The sequence below is a fragment of the Actinocrinis sp. genome, assembly GCF_035938995.1.
Lineage (GTDB): Bacteria > Actinomycetota > Actinomycetes > Streptomycetales > Catenulisporaceae > DASZGI01.
The window spans coordinates 1-25186 of record NZ_DASZGI010000118.1 but is presented as its reverse complement, the minus strand read 5'-3'; the positions used below and the strand labels follow the sequence as shown (position 1 = coordinate 25186).

The following is a 25186-nucleotide window of genomic DNA, read 5'->3' as shown; positions in this document are numbered from 1 at the left end:
GCTCGTCGACCGGTTCTCCCGGCGGCCGTTCCGGCGGGGTCATCCGGTGACCGGGACGAAATTGCGGATGACCACGGCGGTCGGCGCCGGAGGCGTGACCGTGACCCCCGCCGTCTCGCTGCCGCGGGTGCAAGTTTCACGCCCGCATCCTTGGTGATCCGGTCGAACACCCGATCGCGCACGAGCGTCGTTGACGCTAACTCCACGGCTCGTACGGTGTCGCTGCGCCGTCAACAGTCACGGTGCAGGCACGGAGCGATACGTCCCGTGACTGTCCACCCCCACCTGGAGGACTCGCAGCCAGTGGCTCACCACTACCAGCCCGCCCGAGCCGCATCCCTCGCGCTCGCGGTCGGTGCTTCATTCCTCATACCCTTGATCAGCTCGCAGGCCGCGCAAGCGGCCACGCACGTCGCCAATCCGTTCGTCGGCTCGGTGCCGTACCTGAACCCGAATTACGTGTCCGAGGTCAACGCGCAGGCCTCCGCGGACGGCGGCTCGCTCGGAGCCGCCGAGGCGAGCGTCGCGAACTACCAGACCGCGATCTGGATGGACCACATCGGCGCCATCGCCGGCGACAGCACCCACCTCGGCCTGCAGGCGCAGCTCGACAACGCCGAGACGCAGTCGCAGAGCAGCTCCAGCCCGGTCCTGGTGGAAGTGGTCATCTACGATTTGCCCGGCCGCGACTGCGCGGCGCTGGCCTCCAACGGCGAGATCCCGGCGACCAGCGCCGGGCTGACCGAGTACGAGTCGCAGTACATCGACCCGATCGTGGCGATCGAGGGCAACGCGAAGTACAGCAACCTGCGGCTCGTCAACTTCATCGAGCCGGACTCGCTGCCCAACGCGGTGACCAACCAGGGTAAGCCCGCCTGCGCCACCGCCACCCCGTACTACGAGCAGGGCATCGAGTACGCCCTCGGCAAGCTGCACGCCATCGGTCCGCAGATCTACAACTACATGGACATCGGGCACTCCGGCTGGCTCGGCTGGCCCAACAACATGAGCGGCGCCGGCCCCGAGTACGCCAAGGTGGTCAGCGCGGCCGCGGGCGGCTATGCCACCGTCGACGGCTTCGTCTCCGACACTGCCAACACCACCCCCTCCGACGAGCCGTTCCTGCCCAACTCCAGCCTCACCGTCGGCGGGCAGCCGCTGAAGTCGGCGAACTTCTACCAGTGGAACCCGTACTTCGACGAGCACAGCTACGACGAGGCGATGTACAACGAGTTTGTCTCCAGCGGCTTCCCGTCCAGCGTGGGCATGGTCATCGACACCTCCCGCAACGGCTGGGGCGGCTCGGCGCGGCCGACCGCGCTCAACCCCAGCCCCACCGACGTCAACAGCTACGTGGCCGCGAACAAGGTCGACCAGCGGCCGTTCCGCGGCGACTGGTGCAACGTCAACGGCGCCGGCATCGGAGCGCGCCCGCAGGCCAACCCCTACGGCTCCGGCGATCACATCATCGCCGACGTGTGGATCAAGCCTCCGGGTGAATCCGACGGCGACTACCCCACCGCCACCCACCCCCACGGCGACCCGCACTGTGACCCCAACGGCACCCAGACTGACGGCAACGGCGGCACCTACCCCACCGACGCCATCCCCGGCTACGACATCCCCGCCGGCCAGTGGTTCGCGGCGCAGTTCCAGCAGTTGGTGCAGAACGCCTACCCGGCCATCGGCAGCAGCGGCGGCGGCACGACTACGTGCTCTCCCACCGGTACGATCACGGCCGGGAACTACATCATCCAGAACAACGAGTGGAACTCGACGGCCCAGCAGTGTGTCACGTACACCGGCGGGACGGCGTGGAATGTGAGCACCGCGAACTTCAACCTGGGTACCAGCGGTGCGCCCGCGACGTACCCGTCGATCTACAACGGCTGCCACTGGGGCCTGTGCAGCTCGAACAGCAGCTTCCCGATCCAGGAGAGCAACCTGGGCAGCGTGACCAGCTCGTGGTCGACGACGCAGCCGGCGTCGGGGGCGTATGACGTGGCGTACGACATCTGGTTCAACTCCACGCCCACCACCGGCGGCCAGCCGGACGGCACCGAGGTGATGGTGTGGATCAACAGCCGCGGCGGGGTGCAGCCGTTCGGCAGCCAGACCGGCACGGCGAACATCGACGGCATGAACTGGAACGTGTGGACCGGACAGCAGACCTCGTGGAAGATCATTTCCTACGTGCTGAACCCGGGGACCACGTCGGTCTCGAACCTGGATCTTAAGGCGCTGTTCGGCGACGCGGTCTCGCGCGGCTCGATCAACCCCGCCAACTACCTGATCGACGTCGAGGCCGGCTTCGAGATCTGGCAGGGCGGCCAGGGTCTGGGCACCAACAGCTTCTCCGTCTCCGCCACGGCCGGCGGCGGGGGAGGGGACACCACCCCGCCGAGCGTGCCGGCGAACCTCGCGGTGACCGGCACGACCAGCTCGTCGGTCTCGCTGTCGTGGTCGCCGTCCACGGACAACGTCGGCGTGGCCGGATACCGGGTGTACCGCAACGGCGCCCAGATCGGCACCACCTCCGGAACCACATTCACCGACACGGGGCTGTCCGCCTCGACGCAGTACTCGTATACGGTCGCCGCCTATGACGCGGCCGGCAACGTCTCGGCGCAGTCCGGCGCAGTGAGCGCGACCACCTCGTCGGGCGGCGGGGGCGGCGGCAGTGGCTGCACGGCCACGTACCAGGTCGGCACCGACTGGGGCAACGGCTTCACCGCCAACGTCACCGTCGCCAACACCGGATCGTCGGCCACCAACTCCTGGAAGGTCACCTGGACCTGGGCCGGCAACCAGCAGATCACCAACATGTGGAACGCCAACAACCAGCAAACCGGCCAGAACGAGACCGCGACCAACATGAGCTACAACGGCGTCATCGCCCCGGGAGCCAACACCAGCTTCGGATTCCAGGGCAGCTACACCGGCACCAACAGCGCGCCCACGCTCACCTGCACCGCGAGCTGATCGGCGACCGCTGAACCTGAAACACCGTCGGCCCGGCGTACGGGAGCCCCCGCGCGCCGGGCCGACGCGTCGTCGGCTTCTTCCTCAGACGCGGCCGGCCCACGGTCGCCGGCCGACCGTCACAGCGCGATAACGCTTGGCGGCTGCTCCAACGCGGGCCTTCCGTAAGCGCTTCCCGCAGCGCTATGTTTCAGTAGCCGCTTCAGGGAAGCGCTTACGGAAACGCTTTCTTTAGCGTTTTTGCACAGATTCAAGCCATTTGTCGCGCCCCGCGGATCGTGGGCGCCGACCGGGTCAGCGCCAGGACAGAAACGCCATGAACCTCACCCATCAACGCAGACGGGAGGTGCCGGACGGATGCTCGAGGAGCCCCCGTTGACGGACGAGCGCGAGTCGGCGCGCTCGTTGACGATCTATGACGTGGCCCGGACCGCGGGGGTCTCCATCGCCTCGGTCTCCCGCGTGCTGAACGGGCACACCACGCCGCGCCCGGAGACCCGCGAACGCGTGATGCGTGCGGTCCAAGAGCTCGGCTTCGTGCCGGACAGCGCTGCCCGCGCGCTCTCCAGCCGATTCAAGGAGATCGTCGCCGTCGTCTTCCGCCGACCGCGTGCCGAGCCGCTGACCGCGGCCGACAACCCGGAGTACCAGGACGAGGCCGACAGCCTGGTGTTCATCGACGTGATCAACCGCGGCATCGAGATCGCCGCCGAGCGTCAGGGCTTCGACCTGCTGCTCAGCTCGGTGCCTGTCGACGAGCTCACGCCCAACGGCAAGGTCGCCAAACTCGCCGGGAAGAGCGACGGGATCATCCTGCACGACCGGGTGCTCACCCCGTCCGGCATCGCCAGGCTCGCGAGCCGCATCCCGGTGGTCACCCTCGCCGGCATCCCGACCCGGGCCAGTGTCAACCTCACGGCGGACAACAGCGCGGGTATGCGGGAGCTGACGCACCACCTCCTCGGCAGGCACGGGTACCGCAGCATCGCGTATGTCTCCGGCCATCGCGACAGCCCGGACAACCTCGCCCGCGCCGCCGCGCTGCGCGAGGTGGCCGAGGGCTACGGCATCAAGGCCGCCGTCGGCCCGCAGTGGGCCGGCGAGTACTCCGCCGCGGGCGGCGCCCGGGCGATCCAGCGGGTTCTCGCCGAGGGCATCGAACTGCCCCGCGCCATCTGCTGCGCCAACGACCAGACCGCCCTCGGCGTGATCAACGAACTGCGACGGCACGGCCGCCGCGTGCCCGAAGACGTCGCGGTCACCGGTTTCGACGACGTGTCCATCGCCCGGCACGTCAGCCCGCCCTTGACGACGGTCCGCCAGCCGATCGAACGACTCGGCGCACTCGCCTTCGAGACGCTGCACTCCCTGATCGGCGGCGAGCGGCCCGCTGAACGCCAGATCGTGCTCCCCGTCCACGTCGTCTACCGCTCCAGCTGCGGCTGCCGACCCAGTCCCGTGCCGCCGCCCGGCACGGGCCGGCCGTGAGGTGACCCTGTTGCCCCTGCTGATCCGAAGGGCAGGGTTCTACCTGCTCGCCGCATACGCGGCGCTCACCCTGAACTTCTTCATCCCCCGCATGCTCCCCGGCAACGCGCTCGACGCCGTGCTTACGACGATGCGCGGCGAGACCACCCCGCAGGAGCTGGCCGGAATGGCCGCCCAGTACGGCATCGACAGCAAGCAGAGCCTGATGGCGCAGTACTTCACCTACGTCGCGCACACCCTCAGCGGAAACCTCGGTTTCTCCACGAGCAAGCAGGTGCCGGTCACCACCGTGCTCGGCGGCGAATTGCCCTGGACGATCGGGCTGATCGGCTCGGCCACCGTGGTCGCCTTCCTGCTCGGCACCCTGATCGGCATCGTCGCGGGATGGAAGCGCGGCGGCCTGATCGACACCGTCGTCCCGGTATCAGCCTTCTTCCAGGCGGTGCCCTACTTCGTCCTCGGCCTGCTGCTGTTGATCATCTTCGGCGTGGACCTGCACTGGTTCCCCATCGGCGGCGGCTACGACGCGACCAGCCGCACCGTCACCTACATACAGGGCTGGAACTGGCCGTACGTCTCGAGCGTGCTGCAACACTCGGTGCTGCCCGCCTCGACCGTCGTGCTCGCCTCGATCGCCGGCTGGATCGTCGGCATGCGCAACATGATGATCACCACCATGGACGAGGACTACGTTCTCGTCGCCTGCGCCAAGGGACTGCCACGCTGGCGCACGGTGGCCATCGCGGCCCGCAACGCCATCCTGCCGACGATCTCCAACGTCACCCTGTCCATCAGCCTCGTGGTCACCGGCGCGATCCTGGTCGAGGTGGTCTTCAACTATCCCGGCGTCGGCCTGGAGATATTCAACGCGGTGCAGAGCACCGACTATCCGCTGATCCAGGGCATCCTGCTGGTCGTCACGCTGGCCGTGCTCGCCGCGAACCTGATTGCCGACTTCGCATACGCTGCGCTCGACCCGCGCTCCCGCAGAGAGGCCTGAGCCGATGACCGCCCTGGACCCCGCGCTCGTCGGGCCGCCCGACGGTTCGGCCTCCGACCTGCTGCCCGGGCTCTCGCCGCGCCGTTCGCGCGCTACGCGCCGCATGCCGCCGGCGAAGGTGCTCCTCGGCGGCATCGTCACCGCGTTCTTCGTGCTGGTGGCTCTGCTCGGGCCGCTGGTCGCTCCGCACGCCGCCGGCTGGGTCGCGAACACCAGCAGCGGCACGCCGCAACCACCGTCCGGGCCGCTGTGGCTGGGCACCGACAACATGCAGCACGACCTGTTCTCGCAACTGCTCGTCGGGAGCCGCTCGACGCTGCTGATCGCCTTCCTGGCCGGCGCCATCGCCACCGTGCTCTCGGTCGCCGTCGGGGTGACCGCCGGCTACCTCGGCGGCGTCGTCGACGAGATCCTCTCCGCGCTGAGCAACATCTTCCTGGCGCTGCCCGGCCTGCTGATCCTCATGGTGATCATCAGCCCGCTGCCAGTGCCGGACAAGGGCAACTCGCTCGTGATCGGGTTCGTGGTGGCCATCACCTCCTGGGCCTACGGGGCCAGAGCCCTGCGGGCCCAGACGCTCGCGCTGCGCGGGCAGGACTACGTGGTCTCCGCGCAGGTGATCGGCGAGCGCAAGTCCCGGATCATCCTGTTCGAGATCGTGCCGAACCTCCTGCCGATCGTGGCCGCCTCCTTCATCTTCACCGTCATCTACGGCCTGGGCGTGTATGTCGCGCTGTGCTACCTCGGAGTGGTCAGCCCCTCCTCCGGCTCCTGGGGCACCATGCTCCAGAGCGCGCAGAGCAACAGCGCGATCGGCAACGGCTGGTGGTGGTGGTATCTGCCGCCCGCCCTGTGCGTCGCCCTGGTCGGCTTCGGCCTCGCGCTGCTCAACTTCGGCATCGACGAGATCATCAACCCGCGTATACGCTCGGCCCGCACCGGCGGCCGCGACGTGAAGTTCCAGCTGGGCCTCACCCCGGTGGTGCGCCAGGCGAGCCCGGAAGGAGAGCCGCGGTGAGCACGGCGACGGCGATCGACGCGGACGCGGCCCCGTGGTCGCCCGCGCAGCCCGTACTCGAGGTGCGCGGTCTGAACGTGGACTACGGCGCCGGCCGGGACGCGGTCCGCGCTGTCAACGAAGTGACGTTCACCCTGCGCCGCGGCGAAGTGCTCGGCCTGGCCGGGGAGAGCGGCTCCGGCAAGTCCACCCTGGCCTACGCGATCACCCGGCTGCTGCGCGCCCCGGGGGTGATCACCGGAGGCGAGGTGGTCTTCCACCAGCCCTCCGCGTCCGGCGGCCCGGCGCGCACGGTGGACCTGCTGGCTGCTGACGCCCGCGAGCTGGCCGGCATCCGCTGGGTGGACCTGTCCATGGTCTTCCAGAGCGCGATGCACGCGCTGAACCCGGTGGCGCGGATCGAGGGCCAGCTGACCGATGTGCTCAAGCGGCACCGGCCGGACATGGCGCCGGCCGAACGGCGGGCGCGCGCCATCGAACTGCTCGGCATGGTCGGCATCACGCCGGACCGGCTCAGCTCTTACCCGCACGAGCTGTCCGGTGGCATGCGCCAGCGCGTGATGATCGCGATGGCGCTCGCGCTGGAGCCCAGCCTCGTCATCATGGACGAGCCGACCACCGCCCTGGACGTGGTCACCCAGCGCGAGATCCTGGACGAGCTGATGCGGCTGCGCGAGCGGCTCGGCTTCGCGGTGATCTTCATCACCCACGACCTGTCCCTGCTGCTCGAACTCGCCGACACCATCGCGATCATGTACGCGGGACAGTTGGTGGAATCGGCCGCGGCCGCGGACCTGCTCGCCGCCCCGCGCCACCCCTACAGCCTGGGGCTGCTCAACTCGTTCCCCGCCCTGCACGGCGAACGCGTCAAGATGACCGGCATCCCCGGCTCGCCCCCCTCGCTGCGCGCGATGCCGACCGGCTGCAAGTTCCACCCGCGCTGCCCGCACGCCTTCGAGCGCTGCTCGGCCGAGCAGCCCGCGCTGCTCACCCCCGCCGGCTCACGCGGCAAGCGCACCGTCGCCTGCTGGCTACAGACCGGAGACCGCGTGCCGCCCGAACCCCTGGGCCGTCCGGAAGGCGACCGTTCCCAGGATCTCGCCGTCGGAGGGCACTGATGACCGAGCAGGCCACGCGAGTGACGGTCCACGGACCCCGACGCGAAGGAGTGCCCGCGCTCGAGGCACGCCGGCTGACCAAGCACTTCCCGCTCGCCGCGCTCGGCTCGCGCGGCCGGGTCGTGCACGCCGTGGACGACATATCCCTGGCCCTGCCGCAAGGCACGGTTACCGCGGTGGTCGGGGAGAGCGGCTCGGGCAAGTCCACCCTCGCCCGCCTGCTCACCGGCCTGATCAAGCCGACCTCCGGGCAACTGGTGCTGGGCGGACGCCCGGTCGGTGGCCGCCCACGGGAACGCCGGGCCTACACCAGCGACGTGCACCTGGTACTGCAAGACCCGTTCTCATCTCTCAACGCCGCGCACAGCGTGCGGTACCACATTCAGCGTCCGCTGAAGTTGCACACGCGGCTTCGCGGCGCGGAACTGGAGGCGACGACGGTCGAGCTGCTTGAGCGCGTCTCGCTCTCGCCCGGCGCGGAGTACGCGGACAAGTTCCCGCACGAGCTCTCCGGCGGTCAGCGCCAGCGCGTCGCGATCGCGCGCGGCCTTGCCGTGGGCCCGCGGGTGCTCCTGGCCGACGAGCCGGTCTCCATGCTCGACGTCTCCATCCGGCTCGGCGTGCTCAACCTGTTCGACGAGCTGCGCGACAACGAGAACCTGGCCATCCTCTACGTCACCCACGACATCGCCTCGGCCCGCTACCTGGCGGACACGATCGTGGTGATGTACGCGGGACAGGTGGTGGAGTCGGGACCGGCCACTCAGATCACCGACAGTCCGCAGCATCCCTACACCCAGCTGCTGCTGAGCGCCGCCCCCGACCCCTCTCGGGGACGGGCGCCGGTGCTGCGGGGCAAGGGCTCGCCGCCGAGCCTGGTCAGCCCGCCCGAAGGCTGCCGCTTCCATCCGCGCTGCCCGTTCGCCATGCCGGTCTGCTCGCAGCGCACTCCGCCACCGCTGCCGGTCGGACCCGATCAAATCGCCGCGTGCTGGCTGCATGGCGAGCCGGACGGCGCGGCGACCGCCGAGTAGCACGAGCCACAGATCCGAAGGACGGGACCGCATGGGACCAACTCAAGGCCGCCAGGCCTGCCGACCCCCGCCAGGGGAACCGACGGCCCGGTGACGGCGGGGCCTAGACCGCCGCCACCGGGTGCACCCGACCGCGGACCCGACAGAAGCCGGGACCGACCACCGCAGTTCAAACACGCAAATCCGTCACAGGAATGCTCGAGAACTGGCCGGCAGCGAAGCCGGTCGGATAAGAGGAGCGTACAGAAATGTCACGCATGACACGCACCACGGGGATCGCGCTGGCGACCGCCGCGTGCCTCGGTTTGGCGGCATGCTCGTCCGCAGGCGGCAACGCCAAGGGCGACACCGCGTCCCCGGCCACTGCTCTGGTGATCGAGGACAACACCGGCGCGACCGCCTACACGAACAACTTCAACCCGTTCGACTCGGGTGATTTCGTGCTCAGCGAGAACACGGCCTCCTTCGTGTACGAGCCGCTGATGCAGATCAACTCGCTCAACCCGAGCCAGCCCCCGATCCCGTGGCTGGCGCAGAGCTTCACCTGGTCCGACGGCGGCAAGACGCTGACCATCGCGCTCAACTCGAAGGCCAAGTGGAGCGACGGTTCGCCGCTCATCTCGGACGACGTCGCATTCACTTACCAGATGGTCACCCAGAACCAGTCGATGAACCTGCAGGGCGTGCCGACCGCCTCCAGCGTCACCACCCCGGACGCCTCCACGGTCGTGCTGAGCTTCGCCACGCCGCAGCAGGCGAACTACGTGGAGATCGCCAACCAGCTGATCGTGCAGAAGAAGCAGTGGTCGTCCATCTCCAACCCGGCCACCTACGTGCTGCCCGGCGCGCAGGCCGTCGGGACCGGACCGTACGTGCTCGACAGCTTCAGCGGCCAGGACGTGAAGTACAAGGCCAACGCCTCCTACTGGGGCGGCGCGCCGAAGGTCAAGGAGATCTCAGTCCCGCTCTACACGAGCAACGACGCCGCGGCCCTGGCGCTGGAGAACGGCGACATCGACCTGGCGGGCAACGACATCAGCAACGTACAGACCGCGTTCGTGGGCAAGGACAAGGCGCACAACCACCTCTACCAGGCCAGCGCGCCGTACTTCCCAGCCTCGAACACCGTCAGCCTGCTGCTGAACTCCAAGAGCAGCAAGGCGCCGGCGCTCGGCGACGCGAACGTGCGCCAGGCGATCAGCGCCGCCCTGGACCGGCAGTCCATGGCGACGCAGTGCGAGACCGACTACGAACTGCCCGCCTCCTCCGCCGGCGGCCTGACCCTGCCGATCGACCAGCCGGCGCTCGACGCGTCCACGGCGAACGACATCATGCCGGCCCCGGACCAGGCGTCCGTCGCCACGTACATGCAGGCCTCGGGCTACACGATGTCCGGCGGCAAGTGGACGAAGAACGGGCAGCAGGTCTCCTTCACGATCATCGACCCGAACTCGTTCAGCGACTACTGGTGCGACGCCCAGGAGATGGTCTCGCAGCTGAACACGGCCGGCTTCAACGTCAACGCGAACGGCGCGTTCGACTACAACTCGTGGACCCAGGCGATCACGACGGGCGACTTCACCGCCGCGCTGCACTGGGGCCAGGGCTCCTCGCCCTTCCAGCGCGACCAGTTCATCATGGACTCCTCGCAGACCGCGCCCGAAGGCTCCACGGCGGGCGGCGACTACGACCGCTTCGACAACACACAGGCCCAGCAGGCGATCAGCGCCTACGAGGCCGCGGGCACCGCACAGGCCCAGCAGGCCGCGCTGGACACGATCCAGCAGGTCTTCGCCCGGCAGATGCCGGCCGTGCCGGTCCTCTACGGCGCCGCGTGGTACGAGTACAACGACTCGCACTTCACCGGATGGCCGACATCGACGAACGCGTACATCAACCCGTCTCCCGAGTACCAGTCCTACGAGTACCTGGTACTGCACCTCTCGCCGGTCTCGTAACCCACCGCGCCCCGGATCCACGCGGCCGCACTCCGCGTGGATCCGGGGCGTCCCACGTTCTTGGCAAGCCGCTTGAGCACAACGCCTGAAAGCAAGGAGATCCGGTGGAGCACGGGTACATCGACCAGCGGGGGCCGGCCGTCGAGGACGCCGAGCGGAGGCGGTCGGCGCCGCGCGATCCGCTGCGGGCCGCCGTGGCCTCGCTGACGCTGGAGCAGAAGGTTCACCTGCTGACAGGAGCGGACAACTTCACACTCGCCGCGCAGCCAGCCATCTCGCTGCGCGGCATGGTCTTCTCGGACGGCCCGGCCGGCGTGCGCGGCCCCGTCCTGAATCCGGACGACCGCTCGTCCAGCCCGCCCGCCCCGCTGGCGCTCGCCGCGACCTGGGACCCGGCGCTGGTCGAGCGGCTCGCCGCGCAGATCGGCCGGGAGGCCAAGGCCAAGGGGATCGACGTCGTCCTCGGCCCGACGCTGAACCTGGCGCGCAGCCCGTACGGCGGGCGCGGCTTCGAGTCCTTCGGCGAGGACCCGGTGCTCGCGGCGGGCATCGGCGCCGCCTTCGTGCGGGGCCTGCAGTCCGTCCAAGTGGCCGCGGCCGCCAAGCACTTCGTGGGCAACGACGCGGAGGCCGAACGCTGGACCGTGGACGTCAGTATGGACGAGGCCACGCTGCGCGAGGTCTACCTCGTGCCCTTCGAGGCCGCGGTGGTCGCGGCCGGCTGCCAGATGGTCATGGCGGGCTACAACATGGTCGACGGCGAGAGCATGACGGAGCACGGCCACCTGCTCGACGACGTGCTCAGGCGCGAGTGGGGCTTCTCCGGGGCGGTGGTCTCCGACTGGGGCGCGGCGCGCTCCAGCGTGGCCACCGCTAAGGCGGGCCTGGACCTCGTGATGCCCGGCCCGGACGGCCCGTGGGGCCGCGAACTGGTCGCGGCGGTGGCACGCGGCGAAGTCGACGAGGCCGAGGTCGACGAGAAGCTGACCCGGCTGCTGCGGGTGGCCGCGAGCGTCGGCGCGCTCGACGGCGCGCAGCCTGTCCCGAAACCGGGTCCGCACGCGGATCGCGCGGTGCTGCGCGAGGCGGCGGCGCGCTCCTTCGTGCTGCTGCGCAACGTCGCGTCGGTGCTCCCCCTCGGCGGCGCGCCGGACGCTGCGTCGCACACATCCACCACACCACCACGGTCTATCGCGCTGATCGGCCCGAACGCCATCGACCCGCAATATCAAGGACGCGGCAGCGCCGAGGTGGGGATGGCGTTGGCGGTCTTACCAGTCGAGGGGCTGCGCGCGGCGTTGGGCGCGGTCGTGCTGCCCGGCGCCGAGCACAGTTCCAGCCCGGCTTTGAGCGGCGACGGCGCCACGAATGGCAACCGCCCGCGGACGCTGCTGCGCGTCGCACCCGGCTGCCGCTGCTGGACCTCGACCCCGCTGCCCGACGGCACGCGGCTGCGTGAGCCGGCGACCGGCAAGCCCGGCGCAAGCGTCGAGGTCTACGACACGGAATGCGTGCTGCGTTACGCCGGCACCCGCCCGACGTCCGAGGTCACCTGGTGGGACCCGGAGCCGCTGGTTACCGGTCAAGGCATCGGCCGGATCGTACTGCACACGACATACACGTCCGGATACGGCGGGACGCACCGGATCGCAGTCGGTGGCATCGGCGGCCTCGAACTCGTCGTCCGCCGCACCGGACGCGGCGACGAGGCGACCGCTGGCGGCGACGCTCCCGACGACGGCGCCATCCGGGTCCGCGGCACCGCGCCGCACCCCGTCGACTCCATGGTCGCGTATGCCCGCCCCGATGAATTCGGGCGCGAACTCGAACTCGCCGACGGCGAGACGATCGAGTGCACGGCGACGTGCACGCCGGACGGCTACCAGCACGACCTCGTCCGTTTCCGCCTCGGCATCGCGCAACTGCCCCCGGCGGAGGAGTTGCTACGCGAAGCCGTCGAGGTCGCCCGCGCCAGCGATGTCGCCGTCGTGATGGTCGGCGCCACGAACACCACCGAGAGCGAGGGCTACGACCGGGAATCGCTGGCCTTGCCGGGCCACCAGGACGAACTCGTCTCCGCGGTCGCCGCCGTCAACTCGCGCACGGTGGTCGTCGTCAACAGTGGTATGCCGATGCTGATGCCGTGGGCCGACGACGTGGCCGCGATCCTGCAGGTGTGGTTCCCCGGCCAGGAGTTCGGCCACGCACTGGCCGATGTGCTGCTCGGCACGACCGAGCCCGGTGGCCGGCTACCGGTCACCATGCCGTACACCGAGCACGACCTGCCGGTGGGCAAGCTGACGCCGGCGGACGGACGGCTCGAATACAGCGAGGGCCTGCTCGTGGGATATCGCGGCTACGACCGGGCGCAGCTCGAACCGCGCTTCCCGTTCGGCCACGGGCTCGGATACACCACTTGGGATTTCGAACGGCTCGAAGTGCCCACCGGCCCCACCCGAGCGGGCGCCGACGTGGAGATCACCGTGACGGTGGGCAATCTCGGCAACCGCTCGGGCGAACTCGTCATACAGGCGTATCTGTCCGGCCCCGACCAGGCGAACGACCCGCAGCGCCCGATCCGCGTGCTGGCGGCGTTCACCCGCGTCCACGCCGAGCCCGGCACACACCAGCACGGTCGGATCCGCCTGCCGCATCGCGCTTTCGCCCGGTGGAGTCCCGCGATGAGGGCTTGGGATCACCGACCCGGCATGTACCTGGTAGAGGTCGGTTCCTCCTCCCGCGACCTGCGGCTTCGCGCCCAGATCGAGATGGGCTGACGCATCTAGGTCCTGGGTGGCCGGGTCCAGCACATCGCCGTGCGCGCCGTCGTAGTTGGGGTACGCGCCGGGCAGGACTCCTGTGCGGCCGCCAGGCACAACACCGCGCCGATCAGCCGCTCAGGCTCGTGCGGCCCCTCGTACTCGGTTGGGCCGCCCATGCGGCCGGTGGCGTCGGCCGCGTGCGGCAGCCGGGTGGTGTCGTGCACGTTGACCTCCATCAGCGCGCAGACACGCACCACGCTGCCCTTCATGTCGGACGGCCGCCCGTCGAGCGCGCGGTGCTCGTGCGGGCGCCGGCCAAACCCACTCGATCAGGCATTTCACGGCGCACAGGAGCGAGATGGCGAGGTGCGTGGGGTCGCGGTGCAGCAGGATGTGGTGCGGGAAGGCACTCCTCGCTGTCTGAACGGGCGTCACGTGATCGGAGCGAGAGCTGAAGAACGTGCCGGCTCCACCCCGAGCATGTCACGCACCTGCACCGCCCGCGGCAGGGTTCTGCGCCGGTAGATCGCCTTGATCGCCCGGCGGCATGTGCATCCGGCTCCGGCCACGGCGAAGGCCGCATCGACACGACGCCCATCCTCCCGGCGGGCGCAGATCGGAGCACACCGCCCGCCAGGCGGCCCTGCGATGTCAGAACCCTGCCGAATAAACCACCAGGGTCGTTATTTCGCCAAAAGCGCTTCAAGGGCTGGTAGGCGCTTGCACCGCATGGTTGCCTGTTCACGGGTACCCACCCATGCTGCTTGGCACGGCCCGAAGGAACGGAACCCCGCATGGAACCGCGCATTGAATCCCGCACGCCCGAGGTAAGCCGGCGCACGTTCCTCGGTGCGGCTGGGTCGCTCGGCGCCGCCGGAGTGCTGTACGGCGTGACGGCTGGCAACGCCGGCACCGCGAACGCCAGCACGGGGCAGACAGCCGGCACCGCCTCGCTGCAGGTGTATCCGGTGCCGTCGATCTACCCTGCGTCCACCGACTACACGATGACCGTCAACGGCGTCAGTGTCCCCATCCAGAAGTTCGCCGGGTATGACATCGCCCAGCTCGGCATGGGCCCCGGCACAGCCACCGTCGCGCTGAAGAAGATCAACAACACGAACATCGGCTCGTGGAGCCTCAGCCCGCAGCGGCTCGGCATCTCCGCGACCGCGAGCGGTTCCACCCTTCACTTCACCCTCCCGAGCGACGGCTACTACATCGTCAAGGTGGACGGCCGGCCCCAGCTCGTGCTGGCTTTCGACCCGGCGCAGAACGACCAGCCGCCGAGCAGCGGCGACGGCGTCTTCAACGTGACGGCCCCGCCGTACAACGCCCGGCCGGGGACCAGCGGGTACTCGACGCAGGCGTTCACCAGCGCCCTTGCCGACGCCTCGTCCTGGGGCACCAGCAACGCAGGCCAGGGCACCGTGTACGTCCCGGCAGGGGTCTACAACGTGGGCAACCTGGTGCTGCTGAGCAACACCGCGCTTTACCTGGAGCCGGGTGCGGTGCTGCGCTATACCGGCGAGCGGGCCTTCTACGTCGTGAACGCGCACAAGGACTCGCAGAACCGTGACCTGACCTGGCTCGTGCGCACCGACTACCACTCCTCCAACATCCGCCTCTACGGGCGGGGCATCATCGACGGCAACGGCATGGCGTCGCTGGGCCCTGGCAATCTCGGGGTGAACCTGCTCGCCCCGGTGTGGGTGAACACCTTCTCCTGCGACGGCATCACGTTCCGGGAGTCCAGCAGCTGGAACGTGATCCCCATCCGGTCCTCGAACCTGACGTTCACCAACATCAAGATCTTCAACCGGTTCGACATGGGCGAGGACGACGGCATCGACGTGATGGAGTCCACCAACGTCAACGTCACGCACGCGATCGCCATCGGCCTGGACGACAACTTCAGCACCAAGACCTGGACACAGGGCACAGACATCCTGAGCCTGGTCCCGGGCCAGCCGCAGCCGCTGGACCGGGTGACCTTCACCGACCTGGTGTGCTGGACGTACTGCTATGCGGTCAAGGTCGGCCAGGGCGTGCAGCAGCCGCAGTCCAACGTGACCTTCAGCCAGGTCGTCGTGTACGACGCGGCGGTCGCCGTCGGCATCGACCACAAGTACGGCACCGCTGCCGCCAGCACCATCACGTTCCGCGACATCGACGTCGAACGGCTGGACTTCAACAACGCGGGCAACCAGTGCTGGCTCGCTCTCATGACCGAAGACGCGGGCGTCGGGGTCGGCCCCACCCGGGACGTGACCATCCTCAACGTCAGGCTGCGGGCACCCGACAAGACCGCCAGCCGGATCACCGGCCTGTCCAACGGCACCATCAGCAACGTCAAACTCCAGAACATCATCCCGCCCGGCGCCTCCACTCCGGCTACCACCCTGGCGGCTGCACACATCACCAACGTGTCCAACGCCAGCTCGGTCACCATCACGACCTAGCATCAGCCCAGCGCTGGTGAGGACATCTGACCGACAAGCTGATCCGTCGCGGCGTGCACTACCCTGCGCTGAACTGATGTGCCCCGTGTTCCGGCGTGTTCGGAGAGTGCGCGGGCTCCGTCCGCGAGGCGCGCGATGTATGCGGGGGATCCGGTTGCTTCGGTGAAGCTGGCGGCGGCGTCGATCTTCGGCCCCATCGAGCCGGTGCCGAAGCCGTCCTGCGCGAGAAGCGATCTGGCCTGGCTGACCGTCAGGTCTGAGAGCCGTGCCTGGAGCGGTGTTCCGTATCCCCGGTACACGCCGTCCACGTCGGTCAGGATCAGCAGGGCGCCGGCGTGCACCGTCTGGGCCAGGATGCAGGCGGCGAGGTCCTTGTCGACGACGGCCTCGACACCGACCAGGCGGGAGCCCACCTCGACCACCGGCACCCCGCCTCCGCCGCAGGCGATGACGATGGCGCCGCTGCGGACCAGGCCGACGATCTCGGGCGCCTGTTCGATCGCACAGGGCGGCGGCGTAGGAAGCGGCACCGCCCCCAATTTTCACGCCCCCACCAGCGTCACGACAGAGACACCAGGGCTTCGAAGACCCGGTAGACCTGGACAGAAATAGCGTGCCGGTCTCCTTCACGCGGACCGTCGTCCGGTCTGATCACTTCCGATTCACCGTCGATATCAAGTACCCCGCCGCCGATGATGCCGGTCCGGATACGCAAGGCGTGATGTCGATGCTTGCGTCGAAGACCACCACGCCGACCAGCCAGTAGTAGCGCACTGACTCAGAATCCGCTCGTCGTCGGTGGCCTCGACGGGTGATGGCGGCCATGTCTTCGTCACCGGTGCTGGTGTGCGGGTCTGGAGGTTGGAGTTCAGCGCGTGCGGCGGACTGTGCAGCGCGTCGAGCCGCAGCTCGGCGGGCTGGCGGCAGCGGTCTTCTACGGGGGCGTGTGGTGCTCGGGTTGGAGACCCCCGGCGATCAAGAGATCTGACGGAGTCTTGACAGGGCTGTGCGACGAGACCACTCTCCCCTGTGAGCGCGGTGACAACGTTGTCATGAGAGGGCGGTCGAGCCGTGACGAGACACTGCTGTTCGCGGGACCGCGTGCCGGGTAACCCGGTCGCGCGGCTGGCGATCGGCGCGGTCGCACTGGTGCTCGCGGCGCCGGGTGCCGCGTATGGAGCGCACGTCGAATCCGGGCAGCATCGGAGCCTGACCGCTCCTCGTCTGACGGAATTGTTCACCAACGCGGGGATCAGCGACGACGCGAATCCGGCGGGGGCGAACCTCGACGGCGACGGCTTCAGCTTCTCGGCCGAGCAGCTGGCGGCCGTGGGCTGGGCGCCCGGGCTGATGTTCGACCTGCTGGATGGTGCCGCCGTCGCCGTGCCGCAGATCGCGCCCGGGCTGGCCGACAACGCCCTCGCCTCAGGGCAGACCTTCGCGTTGTCCGGCTCGGGCAGCTCCCTGGACTTCGTGGTGACCAGCACCGACGGCGACACCAGCGGCAGCGGGACGATCACCTACTCGGACGGCAGCACCCAGTCCTATACGTTGAGCGTCCCGGACTGGTGGACCGGCACAACCGGCATCGCCGCCGCAACGCAGTACCGTAACGACCCGGCCGGTCCGCAGACCCATGAGATCAGCCTTTTTCTGTGCACCGTGCCGTTGACACCCGGCAAGTCAGTGGCTGGCGTCACCTTGCCCGACATCGGGTCGACGACCGTGAACACCGCCGCGCTGCACGTGTTCGCCGCCGCCGTCGCGCCGCAATCCGGTCCGACCGGCTTGAACGCCGCGTTCGACAACTTCGGGATCACGGACGATGCGAACACCGGCACCGGGAACCTGGACGGCACCGGGCACAGCTTCTCCGCGCAGGACCTGGCGGCGGCCGGCTGGGTGCCCGGCGCTCGCGCGTTCGTGAACGACACTCCGCTGATCTGGCCGAACGTGCCCTCGGGCCAGCCCGACAACGTGGTGGCGAACGGTCAGCGGATCGCCGTGTCAGGGGCCGGTGACGCGCTCTCCTTCGTCCTCGCGAGCACGGTCAGCGGCACGAGCGGCACCGGGACCATCACCTACAAGGATGGCAGTACGCAGACTTACACGCTGAGCGTTCAGGACTGGTACACGGGGCCGACCGACACGATGACAATGCAGCTCCCGCACTGGAACGGACCGAGCGGCACCCAGAGCGCCCCGATCAAGCTGTACACCGACACCGTTCCGCTCGACCCCGCCAAGGATGTGGCCTCGGTCGTGCTGCCGGCGGTGAGCGCCTCGCCCGGTCCGTCGACCGCCGCGATGCACGTCTTCGCGCTCGGCGTGCGCCCGGCCGCAGGCGCCTGGTCGGGCACCTGGGCCGCCGCGCTCGACGACGGCGTGGTCAACGGCCCCTGGACGAGCCGGACGCTGCGCATGGTCGAGCATTCCAGCGTCGGCGGCACAGCGGTCCGCATCAGGTTGGACAACGACTTCTCGCCCGCCCCGGTGGTCGTCGGCCACGCCACGATCGCGGTGCAGAGCTCGGGTGCCGCAGCCACGTCCGCCCCGGTGACGCTGACTTTCAACGGGAATCAGGCGGCGACGATCCCGGCCGGCGGACAGCTGGTGAGCGACGGTGTCGGATTCGCGGTGCCCGCCGACACCAACCTGCTGGTGAGCCTCTACCTGCCGGGACCCGTGCAACTCGCCCCGTTCCACAGCCTCGGGATGCAGGACATGTACTCGTCCGCGGACCAGGCCGGAGATCAGACCACGGACATCGCGGACTTCCCGGTGAACAACCTCTTCGGCTTCTGGACGCTGCTGTCGGGCATCGAGGTCGTCTCTTCGAAGTCGAGCACGGTGGTCGCGTTCGGCGACTCGATCACCGACGGCTACGGCTCGACCTATGACGGCAATGCGCGCTGGCCCAACGACCTGGCCCGGCGGTTGCTCGCGCAGAACCAGTACCCGCAGCAGGGTGTCCTCGACGAGGGGATCAGCGGCAATCGGGTGGTGAGTGACGACTTCAACGGTGCGGCCGGCTCGGGCACCGGCGGCATCGCCGCGGTCGCCCGCCTGGACCGCGACGTGCTGGCGCAGCCGAACGCCAGGACCCTGATCGTGCTCGAGGGGATCAATGACATCAAGTCCGGTGCGTCCGCCGACCAGGTCATCGCTGGGCTCCGACAGATCGCGGCCCGTGCCCACGCGCTCGGCCTGCGCGTCATCGGCGGGACGATCACCCCGTTCGAGGGCTACTCGGCCTACACGGCGGTGTACGAAGCCAACCGGGAGGCGGTCGACAGCTTCATCCGATCCAGTGGAGGGGTGTTCGACGCGGTCGTCGACTTCGACGCGGCGATCCGCGATCCGGGCAACCCACTCGCGATGCTGCCGGTGTACGACTCGGGAGACCATCTGCACCCGAGCAGCGCCGGGTATCAGGCCATGGCGAACGCGGTGGACCTGGCTCAGCTGTGCTGCTGAATCTCGGGGCCATGGTGCGGCGGTCGCACGCTGCCGACAGAACTCGCCCTCTACCTGCACGGACGACATTCCCGGCACCACAGGCACCGACGGCGTCCTCGGGGCCCGGGACGAGGCGCTGCGGCTGGGCTCGGCCACCGTCGCCTACACGATCGACGGGATCACGATCCTGGACGCAATCATGCGCGGTGACTTCGCCGCGGCACAGACCGCCGCCGGGGACTGCCTGCCGGTGGCCCGGCGGCTGCGGCTCGCCCCGGCGGTCCGGTCACGGCCCACACGGCCAACGGCTTCGGCTGGTACCAGCAATACCTCGAGCCGGCCTCGACGAGTACGCCGCGGATCGCCGCCGACCACATCCTGGTGGCCCGGCAGGGCAGCGTCCTCGCCGTCTTCGAGGCGATCGTCACCTGGGCGCCCGGAGATCAGGGTCCGGCATACGACACCTCTGGCGACCAACGGGCGCTCGACGCGCTCGTCGCGCATCTGGCGGTCTACGCCGACCCGACGTCGTCCCCGAGCGCGCCAGGCTCCTAACTCTGCGGTGGTGGAGCGTCCGAATCCATGGCCCCGAGGGGGTGGTCATGGATTCGGGCGACACCCTCGAGCGTGACTTCGAAAGCGTCCGCAGTCTTGGAGCACAGGCCAGTGACGTTCGCGGCGACTGTCGAGTAGTCGACCCCGACGAGCCCCGCACGCGCAAGAGTGCCCGATTGGACGGTTTGTTCGGACGCTGACTGCGTGACGACGTCGTGAGACAGTCGCCAAGGCATCGCGGTCGGTTGAGGAGTTTTCATGAGCGACGACCAAAGCGGCGCGTCCGACCCGCAGGGTGGCGGCGTGCTGGACGGGCTGCTGAGCATGGGCGGGGACTTGGTCGGCGACGTGGGCAAGGACCTGATCGGGGTCGGCGATCTCGAGACGGTGGTCAACGCCGGTCACGCGATCGCGGACCTGGGCGAGGCTGCTTATCACGGCATCGTCGGCGACACCACCACGGCCGGCCACGACCTGGGCAACGCGGTCGCGGACGGCTTCAACGCGGTTCCGTTCAACGATGTCGCCTGGGACGGCATGATGACGCTCGGGCGGGCCATCGACGGCGACGGCAATCACGATCCCATGTGGGGCCAGGGCGGCGAGGACGCGTTCCGTGACGCGGTCGGCGGCACCCCCGTCCCGAACTCCTCGTCGCCGTCCATCAATCCGTCGGATGACACCGTCGCCCAGGCCGACACCTCGCAGGGCGGCGACCCGGGAGCGGGCGACTGGTCAGGGGACGCGTCTCAGGACGACCCGTCGCAGGCGTACGGCGACCAGCCGGGTGCGGAAGAGGCCTGATCCCGCGTCCTTCAGAGGGTGAGGACGATCTTGCCGAACTTTCCGCCGTCGGCGAAGTGGGCGTAGGCGTCGGCAGCCTGGTCCAGCGGATAGGCGGCGGCCAGCGGCACGTGGACGCGACCAGCGCTCACATTCGGCAGCACATACCGTTCGATCTGGCGCGCCAGCAGCGCCTTCTCCTCCAGGGAGCGGGTTCGCAGGTTGGTGCCGGTGATACTGGTACGCCGGTACAGCAGGTCGATCAGGTTGAGTTCGGCCGTGAACCCGCCGCCGACCCCGATCACGACGATGCGGCCTCCGGTAGCCAGCGATTGCAGGTCGGCGGGAATGTTCGGACCGCCGACGAGTTCGAGGATCACGTCGTAAGGGCCGCCGGGCGCGAAGTCCTGCGGGGAGATGACGTGCGCGCCGAGGGCGGCGACTGCGGAACGCGCGGCGGGGTTGCGGACGGTGGCGGTCACGCGTGCGCCCAGCGCGATGGCGAGCTGGACGGCGGCGGTGCCCACGCCCCCGGCCGCTCCGTGCACCAGCAGATGCTCGCCGGTCTGCAATCTCGCCTGGTTGAACAGGGCGTCGTAGGCGGTGGAGAACACCTCGGGGAACGCGCCGTCGTGCGGATGGCCGAGCGCTTCGGGAACGGGGATCAGCTGACGCTCGTGGACGACGGCGAGGTCGGCCTGTGCCCCACCGGCGACCAGGCCCATCACCGGGCCCCCGACGGCGAACCGGGTGACGCCGGGCCCGGTCGCGGCGACCTCGCCGGCCAGCTCGAGACCTGGAATGTCCTCCGGCACGCCGGAACCGGGCGGCGGCGGATAGAGGCCGAGCACTTGCGCCTGGTCGGCGCCGTTGAGCCCGGCAGCCTTGACGCGCACGAGGACCTGCCCGGTGCCCGGCTCGGGGTCGGGATGCTCGGCGACGACGATCTTCCCGTCGCGGATGGTGGCGGCGCGCATGGCGATCTCCTGGTTCGACGGGTTGGCTCCGGTGAGCCGGCTGATGTCGCTTCGGGGTCTGCGTGGCGACCGGGATCAGACGGTGGAGGTCGGGCGCAGTTCGACGATGGCGATGGGGCGTTCGGTCTGCTTCTGGTACTGCGTGTACCGGCCCTTGTTGACGGTGTCGACGATCGTCCACCGGCGCGCGTAGTCGGGGTCGTCCGGCAGCGTCGGGCGGGCGAGAGCGCGGTAACGGTGTCGGCCGACCTGAATCTCGCTGCCGGGATCGGACTTCAGGTTCGCCAGCCAGCTCGGAGGGCGGGGCGAGCCGCCGTTGGAGGCGACCACGAGATAGGCGTCGCCGTCGCGGGCGTAGGTCAATGCATTGGTGCGGATCTGGCCGCTGAGTCGGCCGGTGGTGCGCAGCAGGAGGGTCGGGTTGCCCAGTAGCAGCCGGTGGCCGAGCAGCCCGTCGGTGTGCTCGTAGATCCATTGGTGGGCGCGCAGCACCCGAGTGAAAGAACCGGTTGCCATGCGGACTCCTCGAAAGTGGTGTCTTGCCGTTGAGCGATGCGGCGCGTCGTACGGAGCGCAGCTGACAGCGGTCAAAGCTGAGTCGGAGCATTCCGGTCGTGCCCCGGCCGCCGGCTCTCGCGAGTGATGTATGCGGTGCATACATTAGCGGCGGAGTGTAAGCGGTGTCAACATCGACGGGCCGGCCGGACTTCGCCACGCTCCCGGTCTCGGCCTGCGGCTCCGAATACACCGTACGAAGGTGTCTGTTCGGGCAGGGGTGGTCCGCTGAACCTGCTGTGTATTTGACCGCCGGTAGCTTGTGGGCGTTGACAAGGTTCGAACGTCTGCGTGCGACGCCGAAGCAGGAGGTTACACTCATGCTCAGACGGCACAAGACGCTGGCGGCGGCCACCACGATCGCCGCGACCTCCGCCATCGTGTTTCCCAGCCTGACACTCGCCGGCGCGAACGCGGCCAGTGATGCCGGTCCGCAGATCCAGAATTTCCAGCTGGAACTGACTACTCATCCGGCCCGATCCGGCTCTGACCCTGGGGTTGTTCGACCCCTGTCGCCCGCCCCTACGCCCCCGCCCCGCTGCCTCCCGCCACCCCTTCGGCGCCCTGCTCCGTCATCCCCTCGAGACCCACCTTCGCCGCCACTAGCGCGGCCGTGAGCAGCCCGGTCAGCAGCACCGCGACCGGGGTGAACGTGGCGACCAGCACCAAGAGGGCGGTGAGCGGGGTCACGGACTGCAAAAGCCAGGCCCTCGCGTGCGCGTGGGGGCGCAGGTGCAGCGCCCAAAGGACGACCAGGTACAGCGCGACGGGAATGGTCACTACGGCCCCGGCGACCGTGCGCGAGATATGCGTCGCGGCGATGTCGTATGTGACGGCGACGCTGAGGCCCGCGCCGATCGCTGCGGCCGAAGCGAAGATCACGTAGTGCCCGTATGCCCAAATCCCCGCCGACCGGAAGGAGTCGATGAACTCGTGCGCGGGCGCGGCGAAGTAGATCCACCAGATCCCGAACACGATCAGCAGCCCTCCGGCGATCACCCCGACCAGGTCCCACCGGAACCCGCCCTGCTCGAAAGCGGCCTGGATGGCGGTGGTGGCGGTGAGGACCGACTCGCCGATCACGATGATGGTGAACAGACCGTAGCGCTCGGCGATGTGGCGCGGGTGCCAGGAGGTCTCCCCGGCCCGCTCCGCCCAGACCGGGATCACCATGTCCACGAGCAGCAGCGGCGCGAAGCAGGCGGTCTGATAGCGCGGTGGGATGGCCAGGAACCCGATCCAGCAGATCTGGATCACCGTCACCCCCGTCGCGTAGCGCAGCGCCGTGCGGTGCGTTCGTGCGTCACCCCGCGCCGCGCGCAGCCATTGCGTCACCAGTGACACCCGCATGACGACATATCCGGCCACCCCGAGCGCGAAGTCGTTGTGGACGACGATCCGAGGCACCCCGGCGGCGAGGATCAGCGCTCCGGTGATCTGGACGAACACCATGATCCGGTAGTACACGTCGTCGGTGTCGTAGGCCGAGGCGAACCAGGTGAAGTTCACCCATGCCCACCAGATCGCGAAGAAGACGATGACGAAGCTGGACACGCCCCGTCCGACCTCTCCCGCGGCGACGAAACGTCCGAGTTCGTCGGCCGCCTGCGAGACCGCCCCGACGAAACACAGGTCGAACAGCAGTTCCAGCGGAGTCGCCGCCCGGTGCGCCTCGGTGGGATCCCGCCCGACCATCCGCGGCAGCCGTCCGAACCGGCGCGATACCGACCCGCGCGCCGAGTCCGAACGCGTGCCTCGCCCAAGACCCTGTGCCGGCTCGGAGCCCGGCCCCGAGACGTGCGTCTCCGGCACGACCCGATCGCTCATCGCCGCCTCCCTCACCGACGTGCTGCCCCATGGACGCCGCAGGGCCACCCTCCCACGTAAGCACGGTCCGATGCGTCGGACTGTGCAGCCGAGTCCCAGCGCCTGCGACGGTGGATATCGACAGGCCGAGACTGTTTCGACCAATCCGCCAGAAAACCAGGCGGACGCGGACGGCGGTTTGCGCATGGCAGTTCTCAGGTGACGCAGGGCTCTACCTGCGTTCTGATACCGCCGTTGGTGTAGACGTAAGCATCGGCGACAAATGCGGTAACACCGTTGGCGGGGTTGTAGAGCAAGTCGCAGAACGGGCCGCCGTTAACGGTAGCGCCGGGATTCCAGCAGTTGACGGTGACGTGCTGCGTGATTGTGCTTACGTGTGCGGGTTGAGGTGCAGGTTGTAGTGGTTAAGGATGTCAGGGGCCTCGGTCCAGAACAACAGGTTGTACCCGCCGGCGCTCCCGCCGGCCGAGACCTGCCCGCGCGCCTGGCGGGTGCTGGCGCCGGTCACGACGAACACCAGGGCGCCCGAGTCGCCCTGCGTCGACGCATAGCCAGTGGTGCGGCCCAGGACGCCGCGGACGGTGTGAACAGTGCCGTCATCCCACGTCAAGTTGGTGGTGTAGTCCTCGTTGTACACGACGGTGCTGCAGGGCACGCCATGCCCGGTGTAGTAGGAGCGGGCACCGTCCTGGCAGACGCCGTCGCCGTTGTAGGAGTATGCATCGGAGGTGACGGCGTACCACGTGTTTACCGGCTGGTCGGCCTCGTCCGAGTTGGTGCCACCGCCGTTGTAGCGGCCGGCCGGGTCCGCCCCTACCTTGCGACGGCGCTGTTCGTACCGCATGCAGTGGAGTCGCGGCGCGAGCCGACCATGGCCGTGGACCGGCACTGGCGCTGCTGCGTCTCGAACGGGTGTGAGCCGACGTGTCCACTCCAGCGCGCCCGTCCACGCGTTTTCGCTCCCGCCAGCGGCGCCGTCTGGAGCCTCAATTCACACCGGTGGTCATGCCAGACACGGAATGTCGCTGCGAGGCGATCAGCAAACCGCAGCCGTGGTCACATCGTGTTGATACCGGACAGAGAAAGGCCGCGCCTCCCGGATGTTCCAGGAGCGCGGCGCCATCCGTCTGCGGTCAGGCGTTGGGACGCTTGCCGTGGTTTGCCTTCCTCTTCCTGCGGGCCCGCCTCTTGTTGCCGCCCTTTGCCATGGC

20 protein-coding genes and 1 pseudogene are annotated in these 25186 nt (G+C 69.1%); 14 read left to right on the top strand and 7 right to left on the bottom strand.

The window, feature by feature from the left end; translation table 11 throughout:
- The first annotated feature begins 267 nt into the window (after positions 1-267).
- From VGZ32_RS07985 to VGZ32_RS07950, 8 genes are all read left to right on the top strand, one after another.
- Positions 268-2982: a glycoside hydrolase family 6 protein gene (locus tag VGZ32_RS07985; RefSeq protein WP_326885227.1), complete on the top strand. Its 2715-nt coding sequence runs from the start codon at positions 268-270 to the stop codon at positions 2980-2982.
- 357 nt (positions 2983-3339) lie between these two features.
- Positions 3340-4470: a LacI family DNA-binding transcriptional regulator gene (locus tag VGZ32_RS07980; RefSeq protein WP_326885226.1), complete on the top strand. Its 1131-nt coding sequence runs from the start codon at positions 3340-3342 to the stop codon at positions 4468-4470.
- A gap of 10 nt (positions 4471-4480) precedes the next feature.
- Positions 4481-5470, top strand: coding sequence for an ABC transporter permease (locus VGZ32_RS07975; RefSeq protein ID WP_326885225.1), 990 nt, complete (start codon positions 4481-4483; stop codon positions 5468-5470).
- 4 nt (positions 5471-5474) lie between these two features.
- On the top strand, positions 5475-6488 hold the full coding sequence (locus VGZ32_RS07970; RefSeq protein WP_326885224.1) for an ABC transporter permease: 1014 nt from the start codon (positions 5475-5477) through the stop codon (positions 6486-6488).
- Positions 6485-7606: an ABC transporter ATP-binding protein gene (locus VGZ32_RS07965; RefSeq protein ID WP_326885223.1), complete on the top strand. Its 1122-nt coding sequence runs from the start codon at positions 6485-6487 to the stop codon at positions 7604-7606. The genes VGZ32_RS07970 and VGZ32_RS07965 overlap by 4 nt, the downstream gene beginning before the upstream one ends.
- Complete coding sequence (locus tag VGZ32_RS07960; RefSeq protein WP_326885222.1) at positions 7606-8640, top strand: ABC transporter ATP-binding protein; 1035 nt, start codon at positions 7606-7608, stop codon at positions 8638-8640. The genes VGZ32_RS07965 and VGZ32_RS07960 overlap by 1 nt, the downstream gene beginning before the upstream one ends.
- A gap of 248 nt (positions 8641-8888) precedes the next feature.
- Entirely contained in the window at positions 8889-10598 is a 1710-nt protein-coding gene (locus VGZ32_RS07955; protein WP_326885221.1) for an ABC transporter substrate-binding protein, read from the top strand.
- 104 nt (positions 10599-10702) lie between these two features.
- Complete coding sequence (locus tag VGZ32_RS07950; RefSeq protein ID WP_326885220.1) at positions 10703-13375, top strand: glycoside hydrolase family 3 C-terminal domain-containing protein; 2673 nt, start codon at positions 10703-10705, stop codon at positions 13373-13375.
- 5 nt (positions 13376-13380) lie between these two features.
- Here the strand turns inward: VGZ32_RS07950 and VGZ32_RS07945 are convergent, their stop codons facing one another.
- Positions 13381-13629, bottom strand: coding sequence for a hypothetical protein (locus tag VGZ32_RS07945; protein WP_326885219.1), 249 nt, complete (start codon positions 13627-13629; stop codon positions 13381-13383).
- A 525-nt stretch (positions 13630-14154) separates the two neighbouring features.
- Here VGZ32_RS07945 and VGZ32_RS07940 point away from each other — a divergent pair.
- Positions 14155-15819, top strand: a complete 1665-nt coding sequence (locus tag VGZ32_RS07940; RefSeq protein ID WP_326885218.1) for a glycosyl hydrolase family 28 protein — start codon at positions 14155-14157, stop codon at positions 15817-15819.
- 2 nt (positions 15820-15821) lie between these two features.
- On the opposite strand, the gene VGZ32_RS07935 is transcribed toward VGZ32_RS07940, so the two are convergent.
- Positions 15822-16349 carry a hypothetical protein gene (locus VGZ32_RS07935; protein WP_326885217.1) on the bottom strand — a complete coding sequence of 176 codons (528 nt, stop codon included), beginning with the start codon at positions 16347-16349 and terminating at the stop codon, positions 15822-15824.
- Between the two features lie 83 nt (positions 16350-16432).
- Between VGZ32_RS07935 and VGZ32_RS07930 the strand changes: the two genes are divergently transcribed.
- From VGZ32_RS07930 to VGZ32_RS07915, 4 genes are all read left to right on the top strand, one after another.
- Positions 16433-16585, top strand: coding sequence for a hypothetical protein (locus VGZ32_RS07930; RefSeq protein WP_326885216.1), 153 nt, complete (start codon positions 16433-16435; stop codon positions 16583-16585).
- Positions 16586-16920: 335 nt separating this feature from the next.
- Entirely contained in the window at positions 16921-19296 is a 2376-nt protein-coding gene (locus VGZ32_RS07925) for an SGNH/GDSL hydrolase family protein (RefSeq protein WP_326885215.1), read from the top strand.
- A gap of 363 nt (positions 19297-19659) precedes the next feature.
- Positions 19660-19833, top strand: a complete 174-nt coding sequence (locus tag VGZ32_RS07920) for a hypothetical protein (RefSeq protein WP_326885214.1) — start codon at positions 19660-19662, stop codon at positions 19831-19833.
- A 258-nt stretch (positions 19834-20091) separates the two neighbouring features.
- Complete coding sequence (locus VGZ32_RS07915; protein WP_326885213.1) at positions 20092-20637, top strand: hypothetical protein; 546 nt, start codon at positions 20092-20094, stop codon at positions 20635-20637.
- An 11-nt stretch (positions 20638-20648) separates the two neighbouring features.
- Here the strand turns inward: VGZ32_RS07915 and VGZ32_RS07910 are convergent, their stop codons facing one another.
- The 4 genes from VGZ32_RS07910 to VGZ32_RS07895 all read right to left on the bottom strand — a co-directional run bounded on the left by VGZ32_RS07910 (position 20649) and on the right by VGZ32_RS07895 (position 24819).
- Positions 20649-21593 (bottom strand): zinc-binding dehydrogenase, encoded by a 945-nt coding sequence (locus VGZ32_RS07910; RefSeq protein ID WP_326885212.1) that lies wholly within the window; start codon positions 21591-21593, stop codon positions 20649-20651.
- 75 nt (positions 21594-21668) lie between these two features.
- Positions 21669-22109 carry a nitroreductase/quinone reductase family protein gene (locus VGZ32_RS07905; RefSeq protein WP_326885211.1) on the bottom strand — a complete coding sequence of 147 codons (441 nt, stop codon included), beginning with the start codon at positions 22107-22109 and terminating at the stop codon, positions 21669-21671.
- 561 nt (positions 22110-22670) lie between these two features.
- The gene (locus tag VGZ32_RS07900) at positions 22671-23975 is read right to left on the bottom strand and encodes a low temperature requirement protein A (protein ID WP_326885210.1); all 1305 of its coding nucleotides are present in this window, start codon (positions 23973-23975) and stop codon (positions 22671-22673) included.
- A 370-nt stretch (positions 23976-24345) separates the two neighbouring features.
- A complete protein-coding gene (locus VGZ32_RS07895; protein ID WP_326885209.1) occupies positions 24346-24819 on the bottom strand; it encodes a hypothetical protein in 474 nt (157 codons plus the stop codon).
- On the opposite strand from VGZ32_RS07895, the pseudogene VGZ32_RS29005 reads away from it, so the two are divergent.
- A pseudogene (locus VGZ32_RS29005) lies at positions 24730-24912 on the top strand (hypothetical protein); the annotation flags it as partial. The gene VGZ32_RS07895 and the pseudogene VGZ32_RS29005 sit on opposite strands and share 90 nt — an antisense overlap.
- Positions 24913-25108: 196 nt before the next feature.
- Here VGZ32_RS29005 and VGZ32_RS29000 read toward each other — a convergent pair.
- The gene (locus VGZ32_RS29000) at positions 25109-25183 is read right to left on the bottom strand and encodes a 50S ribosomal protein bL37 (RefSeq protein WP_414642505.1); all 75 of its coding nucleotides are present in this window, start codon (positions 25181-25183) and stop codon (positions 25109-25111) included.
- Positions 25184-25186: the final 3 nt, after the last annotated feature.